This window comes from Nocardia sp. CY41 (assembly GCF_009829325.1).
Lineage (GTDB): Bacteria > Actinomycetota > Actinomycetes > Mycobacteriales > Mycobacteriaceae > Nocardia.
Genome location: NZ_VUOS01000002.1, coordinates 352915 through 363871, shown reverse-complemented (window position 1 = coordinate 363871; position 10957 = coordinate 352915). Strand labels below are relative to the sequence as shown.

The 10957-nt window shown below is 67.5% G+C and carries 8 protein-coding genes; 2 read left to right on the top strand and 6 right to left on the bottom strand.

Going from position 1 to position 10957, the window contains the following annotated elements:
• Both GVY64_RS04140 and GVY64_RS04135 read left to right on the top strand, forming a co-directional pair.
• Window positions 1–1889 (top strand): beta strand repeat-containing protein (locus GVY64_RS04140; protein ID WP_201297891.1); only part of this gene is annotated, 1889 nt, incomplete at its 5' end.
• Between the two features lie 122 nt (window positions 1890–2011).
• Entirely contained in the window at window positions 2012–3016 is a 1005-nt protein-coding gene (locus GVY64_RS04135) for a hypothetical protein (protein ID WP_159838824.1), read from the top strand.
• A 102-nt stretch (window positions 3017–3118) separates the two neighbouring features.
• Here the strand turns inward: GVY64_RS04135 and GVY64_RS04130 are convergent, their stop codons facing one another.
• The 6 genes from GVY64_RS04130 to dxr form a co-directional block, all read right to left on the bottom strand.
• Complete coding sequence (locus GVY64_RS04130; protein WP_159838822.1) at window positions 3119–4909, bottom strand: penicillin-binding transpeptidase domain-containing protein; 1791 nt, start codon at window positions 4907–4909, stop codon at window positions 3119–3121.
• Window positions 4910–4983: 74 nt separating this feature from the next.
• Window positions 4984–5847 carry a GNAT family N-acetyltransferase gene (locus tag GVY64_RS04125; RefSeq protein WP_159838820.1) on the bottom strand — a complete coding sequence of 288 codons (864 nt, stop codon included), beginning with the start codon at window positions 5845–5847 and terminating at the stop codon, window positions 4984–4986.
• 67 nt (window positions 5848–5914) lie between these two features.
• The gene (gene ispG, locus GVY64_RS04120; RefSeq protein WP_159838818.1) at window positions 5915–7072 is read right to left on the bottom strand and encodes a flavodoxin-dependent (E)-4-hydroxy-3-methylbut-2-enyl-diphosphate synthase; all 1158 of its coding nucleotides are present in this window, start codon (window positions 7070–7072) and stop codon (window positions 5915–5917) included.
• A gap of 354 nt (window positions 7073–7426) precedes the next feature.
• Window positions 7427–7996: a hypothetical protein gene (locus tag GVY64_RS04115; protein ID WP_159838816.1), complete on the bottom strand. Its 570-nt coding sequence runs from the start codon at window positions 7994–7996 to the stop codon at window positions 7427–7429.
• 316 nt (window positions 7997–8312) lie between these two features.
• Window positions 8313–9515, bottom strand: a complete 1203-nt coding sequence (locus tag GVY64_RS04110) for a M50 family metallopeptidase (protein ID WP_159838814.1) — start codon at window positions 9513–9515, stop codon at window positions 8313–8315.
• A 166-nt stretch (window positions 9516–9681) separates the two neighbouring features.
• Window positions 9682–10821 (bottom strand): 1-deoxy-D-xylulose-5-phosphate reductoisomerase, encoded by a 1140-nt coding sequence (gene dxr / locus GVY64_RS04105; protein WP_159838812.1) that lies wholly within the window; start codon window positions 10819–10821, stop codon window positions 9682–9684.
• Window positions 10822–10957: the final 136 nt, after the last annotated feature.

Below are 10957 nucleotides of genomic sequence, written 5' to 3'. Positions count from 1 at the left end.
TGACCGGAGCCACCGCGGTGAACTTCGGCGCCACACCGGCGACCTCGTTCACCGTCAACTCCGACACCCAGATCACGGCCGTCGCTCCCGCCGGGACCGGAACCGTGCAGCTGACCGTCACCACCCCCGGCGGAACCAGTAACAGCGTCGCCTACACCTACGTCGCGCTGCCCACTGTCACCGTGGTGGTACCGAACGCGGGCGTGGAAGCAGGCGGGACAACCGTCGTCATCACCGGCACAGGATTGACCGGAGCCACCGCGGTGAACTTCGGCGCCACACCGGCGACCTCGTTCACCGTCAACTCCGACACCCAGATCACGGCCGTCGCTCCCGCCGGGACCGGAACCGTGCAGCTGACCGTCACCACCCCCGGCGGAACCAGCAGCGGCGTCGCCTACACCTACATCCCGATCCCCGCCGTGACCACGGTGGTGCCGAATGTGGGTCCCGCAACCGGTGGCACGACAGTCGTGATCACTGGAACAGGACTGACGGGAGCGACGGCGGTGAACTTCGGCGCCACACCGGCGACCTCGTTCACCGTCGACTCCGCCACGCAGATCACGGCCATCGCTCCCGCCGGGACCGGAACCGTGCAGCTGACCGTCACCACCCCGGGCGGAACCAGCAACGGCGTCGCCTACACCTACATTCCGGTCCCCACCTTGACCGCGACGGTTCCCAACGTGGGCACCGTATCGGGCGGTACGACAGTCGTGCTCACCGGAACGGGACTGACCGGCACCACCGCCGTGAACTTCGGCGCCACACCGGCCACCTCGTTCACCGTCGACTCCGCCACCCAGATCACCGCCGTAGCCCCGGCGGGGACCGGGACGGTGCAAATCACCGCCACCGGCCCGGGTGGGACCAGCAACGGCGTCGCCTACACCTACATCCCGATCCCCGTCCTGACCGCGGAGGTGCCGAATGTAGGACCGGTCGCCGGCGGAACCATCGTCGTCATCACCGGAACAGGGCTGTCCACTACCTCCGCGGTGAACTTCGGCGCCACACCGGCGACCTCGTTCATCGTCGATTCCGACACCCAGATCACGGCCGTCGCCCCGGCGGGGGCCGGAACTGTCCAGATCACGGCCACCACCGCGGGTGGAACCAGCAACGGCGTCGCCTACACCTACGTCGCGCTGCCCACCCTCACCGCGGCGGCTCCGACCCTGGGCTCGGTGTCCGGCGGCACGACCGTCGTGCTCACCGGCACCGACCTGACCGGTACGACAGCGGTGAACTTCGGCGCCACACCGGCGACCTCGTTCACGGTCGACTCACCCACTCAGATCACGGCTGTCGCCCCGGCGGGGACCGGAATCGTCCAGATCACGGCCACCACCCCGGGCGGAACCACCAACGGCGTCGCCTACACCTACGTCGCGGTTCCCGCCCTCACCGCGGCGGTTCCCAGTGTCGGCACGGAAGCGGGCGGGACAACCGTCATCCTCACCGGCACGGGGCTGACCGGGGCTACCTCGGTCGATTTCGGTGGCACACCGGCGACCTCGTTCACAATCGATTCGGCAACGCAGATCACCGCCGTAGCGCCCGCCGGGACCGGTACGGTGCAAGTCACCGCCACCACCCCCGGCGGAACCAGCAACGGCCTCGCCTACACCTACATCGCGGTACCGACACTCGCGGTCGTGCTTCCGAATGTAGGGCCGGCGGCCGGTGGAACGACGGTCGTCCTCACCGGGACCGACCTGACAGGCACCACGGCCGTCGATTTCGGCGGCACACCGGCAGCTTCGTTCACCGTCGACTCCGCAACACAGATCACCGCCGTCACTCCCGCCGGAACGGGAACAGTGCAAGTCACCGCGACCACCTCCGGAGGAACCAGTAATGGTCTCCCATTCATCTACATCTGACGGCTGAAGCGGCTGGGCCGTCGGCAGGCATCTCGCCGACGGCCCGGTTTCGTCGCGGTTGAGCGACTACGACATGAGTCTCCGTCACCGTGGACGGAGGCTGCAGGGGTAAGGGGGTTTCGTTGGCGACCGTACTGAAGATGCTGCTGGCGGAGCGGCATCTCAAGAGTCATCACGATTTTCTGGCCGCGTACGACAGGTGCGCGGCGCGCCTGGATCCGCCCATCCCGCCCGGGCATGGGCCTGCGAAGGCGCAGTACTACCAGTGGTTGTCCGGACGCATGATCGGACTTCCGCGCGACTATCACTGCCGGGTGCTGGAACGCATGTTCCCAGGCTGGACCGTGGAGGGATTGTTTCAGATGGCCAACTCCACACCCGCCGAGCTCCGTTCGCACGAGACGGTCTTCTCCGGCGCCGACGCCTCGCTCGAGGCGTTCCTCGGCGCCGAGATGACCACCAACGGAACGACGCTGGTGTATCCGGTGTTCGAGCTGGCACGGCCTTCGGTGGAAGCGCTTCGGGCGGCCGGGATCGGCAGGCAGCGGGTGTTCGACAAGCAGGGCAGCGTGTTCCCGGCGCGATACGACGTTCCATCCGTAGTGGGTGAGAACGAGCTTCGTGGATTGCTGTACGTGCTGTCGTTCCTGCAACGCCACACCAGCATCCCGGTCGACGTCCGAAGCGACCGCGATCACGTCGTCCACCGCGACCGCCCGTACATCAGCTTCGGGCTCAGCGGCAACGACTGCCTTCGCCGGTACCTGGACACCGCCGAGCGTCCGCTGTTCACCCTGTGGGACAGCGCTGCGGAAGACGGTGCCCATACCGTGTACCTGCGGCTGGCCGACGGAAGTAGTTACAACTCCGGCGATGACCGCAACATCGGCATCGTCGCCCGGGTACGCCCCGACGCCGATCGGCATCCCGGCCGATATCGGATGTACTGCGGCGGTCTGGGTGCACGCGGCACCGCCGGAGCCGGTTGGTATCTCGCCAACTCGTGGGGATCGCTGCAGCAACGGGCCGGTGATCGGGACTTCGTCGCGGTCATCGGTGTCGACGAGTACGCCGACCACACGATCAGCTTGGAGCATCTGCTGATCGAGTCGGCCGCCGGTGAATGACCGGCCGGTCCGCCGGACTCGGATCGGTGTGCGTGCACCGTTCCGAGTTCGGTCCCGCGACGTTCCGTACCGAGGCGCGCGCTGTTCCGAGTCGGCAGCGCATCAGTATCCGGGAGGCAGTGCCGCCAACATGTCCCGTGTCACCGCGACGGCGTTGTCCGAGCTGCCGCCTTCCACGAGCAGCGTGGCGAACGCGAGGTCGCCACGGAAGCCGACGAACCAGGAGTGCGACCCGCCGTCCACTTCGGCTTCACCGGTCTTGCCGTAGACCGGACCTTGATCGGCGATCCGCTCGGCCGTGCCGCCGACGACCACCTGGCGCATCATCGTGCGCAGCCCTTCGATGACATCGGGAGCCAGCGCCGGGCGGTCACCCCCCTCGATCTGCGTGGGCCGCCCCGCGATCAGGTACGGCACCGGGGCCGAGCCGTGCGCGATGGTCGCCGCCATCAGCGCCATGCCGAACGGGCTGACCACCACTCTGCCCTGACCGATGCCGTCCTCGGTGCGCTGGATCAGGTCGTCGGCGGACGGCACCGCGCCGGAGGTCGTCGGCAGCCCCACCACCGAATAGGTGGGTCCGACACCGAGCTTCGCCGCGGTGTCGTGCAACGCGGGGCCCGGCAGCTCGCTGGCGAGTTTGGCGAAGGAAGTGTTGCAGGATCGCTCGTAGGCCGTGGACATCGGCACGTTCCCGACGGTGAACAAGTTGTAGTTGGGAATGGTCCGCTCGCCGATGACGATGCGGCTCGGGCACGGCAGCACCGTATCGGGTGTCGCTAGGCCGTTCGCCATGGCCGCGGCCGCGGTGACCGTCTTGAACACCGAGCCGGGCGGGTACTGGCCGATCGTCGCGAGCGGACCGTCCCGGTCGGCGGCCTTGTTCTGGGCCACCGCCAGAATCGCGCCGGTGGACGGGCGCAGCACCACCATCATGGTCTGCTCGGTCCGTGGTTGCACGGCGCGCTGGGCGGCGTTCTGCACGTTGCGGTCGACGCTGAGCGAGAACGACGGCGCGGGTTGCGAGGGCACGTCCAGCAGCACGTCGGTGTCGGCGCCGTTGGCGTTCACGGTGACCACGCTCCACCCCGCCTTGCCGTCCACCTCCGCGATCACCGTTTTGCGCACCTGGGTGAGCAGATCGGGCGCGAAATCCCGATCGGTGGCGACCAGGTCCCATTGCTGGGTCACCGTGACGCCGGGCAGCCCGATGAGATCGGTGGTCACCTGGCCGGATTCGACCTCGTTGAGCAGCGCGACCGTGTAGGCGCCCCGGGCCGCCTTCGCCTCGTCGAGAATCGACTCCGGCGTCAGCGACTTGTCGAAACGGTGCAGTGCCGCGGCCAACGCCGTGGCCACGCTTCCCGGATCGGCGGCGTCGGCCGCGACGAATGCGACCCGCGACACCTTGCCGGGCACCATGACGTCGCTGCCGGACTGCTCGTTGACTCGCGCGCGCGGCGGCGGATTGGAGCGCAACACCATGGTCTGGGTGTCGCCGAGCTTGGGGTGGATATTGGACGAGGTCCAGCGGACCATCCAGCGTCCGTTGCTGCGCCCCATCTGCAACTGGCCCGAATACTTCCACGTCCGGTTCTTCGGCAGCCGCCATTCGTAGGTGTAGTCGACGGTCGCGGTGTCACCGGTGACGCGGGCCGCGCCGGTGCGCGCGCCGAGCTGTTCGGCTTGGAGCTGGTCCCATGCGGAACGCAATGCGGCGCTTGCTTTCTCCGGCAGATTGGTGAGTCCGGCGGCGGCGCTCACCCGGTGCTCGGCGAACGCTTTGACGAATGCGTCCGCGGCGGGAACAGGCCCTTGCGGCTCGCTCGCACAACCGGCGGCGGCCACCGTGAAGGCCGCGACGGCGAGCGAGAGGAGCATCCGAGTCGACATCGGGACCGATCGTAATAGTGACTGCCGGGCAAACGCCTGCGGCACTCCGGGATTCGCCGTGCCCGCGGGCGCGCTCAGTCGACCAGTACGGTGGCGAACGTCGCGATCTGCCGGAACCCGACGCGGCTGTAGGCGCGGCGGGCGATCGCGTTGTAGTCGTTCACGTACAAGCTCGCGGTGCGACCCGAAGCGACCACGGCGTTCGCCACCGCCGCGGTGCCCGAGGTGCCGCACCCCTTCCCCCGATGATCCGGATGCACCCAAACCCCTTGGATCTGGCCCGTGCGCCGCGACAGCGAGCCGACCTCCGCTTTGAAGACCACTTCCCCGTCCTCGAAACGGGCCCACGCGCGGCCGGATTCGATCAAGCTCTGGATGCGGCGGCGATAGCCGCGGCCACCGTCACCCGCACGCGGATCGACGCCGACCTCCTCGATGAACATGGCGATCGCGGCCGAGAGATAGCGGTCGAGCTCGTCGCGGCGCACCCGGCGGACCTCCGGGTCGGGCATGGCCACCGGCGGCTGAGCCAGCGCCAGAAGCGGCTGTTCGCCGCGTAGCTCCCGCTCCGGACCCCAGTGATCGGCCAGCATCTCCCACAGCGGCAACGCCAGTTCCCGGCGCCCCACCACCGAGGAACAGATGCGGGGCCAGCGGATCGCCCGGTCGGCGAAGGCACGCAGGGCGTCCCGATTCCCGAGCAACGGCACCAGGTTCGCACCCGAGAAGCACAGCGACTCCGCGGGGCCGCCCCTGCTCCAGAGCTCGCCCTGGCCGCACCGGTTGTCCAGGCCGAACTCTTGCAAGCGGGCGGCGACCATACACGAGGCCACCGGATCGGCATCGAGCACACGCAAGACCTGAGCAAGATCCCGATTAGCGAGCTGCCGCGCAGGGGCGTATTTGGCCCGTCGCGCCGGCTCCAGCAGACTCCGCACGGTGACAGCCTGCCACGAACCGGCGCGATGCGGTATGGCTATGTCGAAAGCGCTGGTGAGCGGCTGCTCAGCTGACGGTGACGACCGGTTCGCCGGTGCCCGCGTCCTCGCCCATCTCCTCGGCGATGCGCATCGCCTCTTCGATGAGCGTCTCGACGATCTGCGCCTCCGGGACGGTCTTGATGACCTCACCCTTGACGAAGATCTGGCCCTTGCCGTTGCCGGAGGCCACCCCCAGGTCGGCTTCGCGCGCCTCGCCGGGACCGTTCACGACGCAGCCCATCACGGCCACCCGCAGCGGCACCGCCATGCCCTCCAGACCCGCGGTCACCTCGTTGGCCAGGGTGTACACGTCGACCTGGGCGCGCCCGCAGGAGGGGCACGACACGATCTCCAGCTTGCGCGGGCGCAGGTTCAGCGACTGCAGGATCTGCCCGCCGACCTTGACCTCCTCGGCAGGCGGCGCGGACAGCGAAACACGGATCGTGTCGCCGATGCCCTCCGACAGCAGCGCGCCGAAGGCGACCGCCGACTTGATCGTGCCCTGGAACGCCGGGCCCGCCTCGGTGACGCCGAGGTGCAGCGGGTAGTCGCACTGTGCGGCCAGCTGCCGGTAGGCCTCCACCATCACCACCGGGTCGTTGTGCTTGACCGAGATCTTGATGTCGCCGAACCCGTGCTCTTCGAACAGGCTCGCCTCCCACAGCGCCGACTCCACCAGCGCCTCGGGCGTGGCCTTGCCGTACTTCTCCAGCATCCGCTTGTCCAGCGAACCGGCGTTCACGCCGATGCGGATCGGGATGCCCGCCGCGCCGGCGGCCTTGGCGACCTCCTTGACCCGGCCGTCGAACTCCTTGATGTTGCCGGGGTTGACCCGCACCGCGGCGCATCCGGCGTCGATCGCGGCGAAGATGTAGCGCGGCTGGAAGTGGATGTCGGCGATCACGGGGATCTGGGATTTCGCCGCGATCGTGGCCAGCGCGTCCGCGTCCTCCTGACGCGGGCAGGCCACCCGCACGATGTCGCACCCCGACGCGGTCAGCTCCGCGATCTGCTGCAGGGTGGCGTTCACGTCGTGCGTCTTGGTCGTGGTCATGGACTGCACCGAGATCGGGTGGTCGCTGCCCACCCCGACATTGCCCACCATCAACTGGCGGGTCCTACGCCGTGGAGCGAGCACTGCCGCGGGAGCGGTCGGCATCCCCAATCCGATTGTGCTGGTCACCTTCGGCTGCCTACTTTCGTTCGTCGCTGCGACCTGTACGCCCACCGAGCTTAGTCGCGCCCGAGACCGGCCGCCCGTGACGCTCCTGACAACGCCGGGGCCCCTGCGCTGTCGATGCCGGGCCACAGTATCGCAGGTGAGCGACGGTCCTCATATCGGCGTCGAAGGGCCGAGGGTTACTCGGACGCGGCCGGAAACGAGCGCCGATGCGGAACCACTCTTGTGCGAGAAAGAGGGCGCTCGCTGTTCCGGCGGATATGAAAAGGAAGCAATCAGGCAGTGCGCAAACCGATGGAAAGCCCGTGCGGTCACGTGGCCGCACGGGCGGGAACGACGGGTTCCAACGGAGGAGAATCAGGCGGCCAGCAACGGCTCGCATTTCTTGACGGCGTCACGGGATATACCGAAGCCGAGCGCGCACCCGACGGCGGTCCCCGTGGGCATGAGCGTGCCGTTGAAGCACTTCTGCAAAACTTTCTTGGCGATCTTCCCGTCGACACCCTGCTTCTCGAGACAGGCCACGAAATAGTCGTCGGTCGCGGCTTCGAAGACTGCCACAGGAGACCCGTTCTTCCAGGTCGACATGAGCAGTGCCGACGAATCACCGATCGGACTGACGCGCTTTTCGGAATAACCAAGGATCGTGGCGTCGTCGCCGACCGCCACCTTCACCACCGACCTGCTTTGTCCTGCGCCCGAGGATGGGATGGTCACGAGGTGGAATCCCGACTCGGATGCCACGTTCATCTGTCGCAGATCGAGGGCGCTGACATCGCCGTGCAGCGCGAGAGAACCGGATGCGATCGCGTGCGTGACCGCCAGCTTCGCGTCCGACACGCGTGCCGCAGATTCGACAGAGCCTGCGTACGCGGCCCCCGCGCCGACCGATCCGAAGCATACGACCAACGCGGCGAATCCACTCACCGCTGTAAAAAATTTCCGGAGCAGCACTTCGAACCCCTTCACTCGAAGCGGGCAAATTTCGATCGGAAGCGACGCAGGATGGAAATTGTCGCCGACACGGAATCGACGAGACACATCCCTGATCGCTAGTCCGAGTTCGGAAGAATCCCCCGCCCCCACCAATTTTCAAGATCATCATAGAGGACCGCCGCCAAGTCGTCAATCACGGCAGAAACACCGATCGCGAACCTTCGAGGCTAAAACCGCTGTCACACAGTCGCCCATCTCCGCTGCTGCGCCCCGCTATTCCGACCTGGCTGGAGCAGCGGGCGCGCACTTACGGGAAGAGTTTGATCGGGTTCACGATATCGGCCGCCAATGTCAGCAGCATGTACGCACCGCCCATCACCACGAACACATATGTGATCGGCAGCAACTTCAGGTAATCGACCGGAGCTCCTGGTGGAAGCCTGCGGGCGCCCCGCACGGCGTTGCGGATCCGTTCGTAGAGCACCACCGCGATGTGGCCGCCGTCGAGCGGCAGCAGCGGCAACACGTTGAAAGCGCCGAGGAAGAAGTTCAGGCTGGCCAGCATCATCACGAACACTTGCCACAGACCCGCGCGAGCGCTCTCGCCGCCGATACGGCTGGCTCCATAGACGCTGACCGGAGTATTCGGGTCACGGTCCCCCCCGGTGACCGCCTCCCACAGGTCCGCAACCTTCGCCGGCATCTGGATCAGGGACCTGAAGACCTCTACCCCGAGATCTCCGGTGAACGCGGCAGAGGCGGGTATCGCCGACAGAAGGTTGTACTTCACGGGCCCATAGGAATCCTGGCCCACCCCGATCGCGCTGACTTCACGTCCAGGACCACCATCGTCCGGGTAACGCATCACGCGTTGCGGCGTCACCGGAATCACCAGCGTGCGGCCGCCGCGTTCGACGGTGTACGTGATGGTACCCACCGCCTTCTGCGTCTCGACCACGAACTGCTGCCACGTCTTGACCGGAACATCGTTGACTTTGGTGACCACGTCGCCGCGCTGCAGACCGGCTTGCTGCGCCGGACCCGAGCCGGCGCAGTCCTGCTCGATTCCACCGGGAAGCTCGCTCTGCACGCAGTCCATGGCGCCCAGCGCGGTAGGCGCCGGCTGTTCGAGACTCGGCAAGCCCCAACCGACGGCGAGCACTACGACCAGGACGAAGCCGAGCACGAAATTCATCGCGATGCCACCGGACATGACGAGCAGACGCTTCCAGGTGGCCTGGCGGTACATGGCGCGGTCGAGTTCCTCTGGACGCAGATCATCGAGCGCCGTCATACCCGCGATGTCGCAGAAGCCGCCGAGTGGAAGCGCCTTGAGCCCGTACTCCGTCTCGCCGCGGCGAAATGAGAAGACCTTCGGTCCGAAGCCGATGAAGTACCGGCGCACTTTCATTCCGGTCGCCTGGGCGGCCCACATGTGTCCACATTCGTGCAGCGCCACCGACAGCGTGATGCCGAGAGCGAACAGCACAAATCCCAACGCGAACACCATCTGCTCTACGACCCTCCTGCGTTGACGCAGCTCGAATATCCCGCACGCACGCGTCCGCTCCTGGCCGCGAGCACTCTGTTCACCCTAACCGGACAAAGTCCTGTCCTGTGTGTTCAGTGTGCCAGCACGCCGTCGGTGCGCGCGTCCGATCCGGCGCCGAAGGGTTTCAGCCGTGAATGCGGGCGGCCGCGAACTCCCGCGCCCAGGTGTCCGCGGCGAGAACCTCGTCGAGCGTCTCCGGCTCCGCGCGCCACTGCTGCGCCGCCTCCACCGCGGCGGCCACCGTGCCGACGATCTGCGGGAAACGGAGGGCGCCGTCCAGGAAAGCCTGCACCGCGACCTCGTTGGCGGCGTTGTAGACGGCGGTGACGCTGCCACCGGCCTGGCCGGCCGCGCGCGCCAGCTCTACCGCGGGGAAGACATCGTTGTCGACCGGCTCGAACGTCCAAGTGGAAGCGGTGCCGAAATCGCAGGCCGCGGCCGCGCCGGGCACCCGGTCCGGCCAGCCGAGCGCCAGTGCGATGGGCAGCTTCATATCCGGCGGGCTGGCCTGCGCGAGCGTGGAGCCGTCGGTGAAGGTGACCATCGAGTGCACGATCGATTGGGGGTGCACGGTGACGTCGATGCGGTCGTAGGGAATCCCGAACAGCAGGTGCGTCTCGATCAGCTCGAGCCCCTTGTTCACCAGCGAGGCCGAGTTCAGGGTGTTCATCAGGCCCATCGACCAGGTGGGATGCGCCTTGGCCTCGGCGGGCTCGACCGAATCGAGCATCTCGGTGGTCCAACCGCGGAACGGCCCGCCGGAAGCGGTCAGCACCAGCCGGTCCACCTCGTCGGCACGACCTCCGCGCAGGCACTGCGCCAGCGCGGAGTGCTCCGAGTCGACCGGGACGATTTGACCGGGAGCGGCGGCGCTGGTCACCAGCGAACCGCCCGCGACCAGCGATTCCTTGTTGGCCAGGGCGAGTCGGGTGCCCGACTGGAGGGTGGCCAGGGTCGGCTCCAGTCCGAGCGAACCGACCAGCGCGTTCAGCACGACGTCCGCCTCGGTACGGCGCACCAGCTCGGTCACGGCGCCCGGGCCGCCCAGCGGCAGGTCCAGCCGCTGGGCCGCGGCCGGATCGGCGACGGCCACATTGCGTGTGCCCGTGGCGGCCATCTGGGCGGCGAGCAACTCCGTGTTGCCGCCGCGCGCGGCGAGTCCGACCACCTCGAAGCGGTCGGGATTGGCGGCGATCACCTCGAGCGCCTGAGTGCCAATGGATCCGGTGCTGCCCAGCAGCAGGACTCTCACGATGTCGGACACGACTTCATTGTGTCCTACCGCCACAGCGCGTTCGACCGGCGCGGGCCGACTTACAACGACGCACCGTCGTATGTCACGATATGCGGCAGTAGCTCATCGAATGCGTACCGGAATCACGGTACGAGTAACAGCTAAG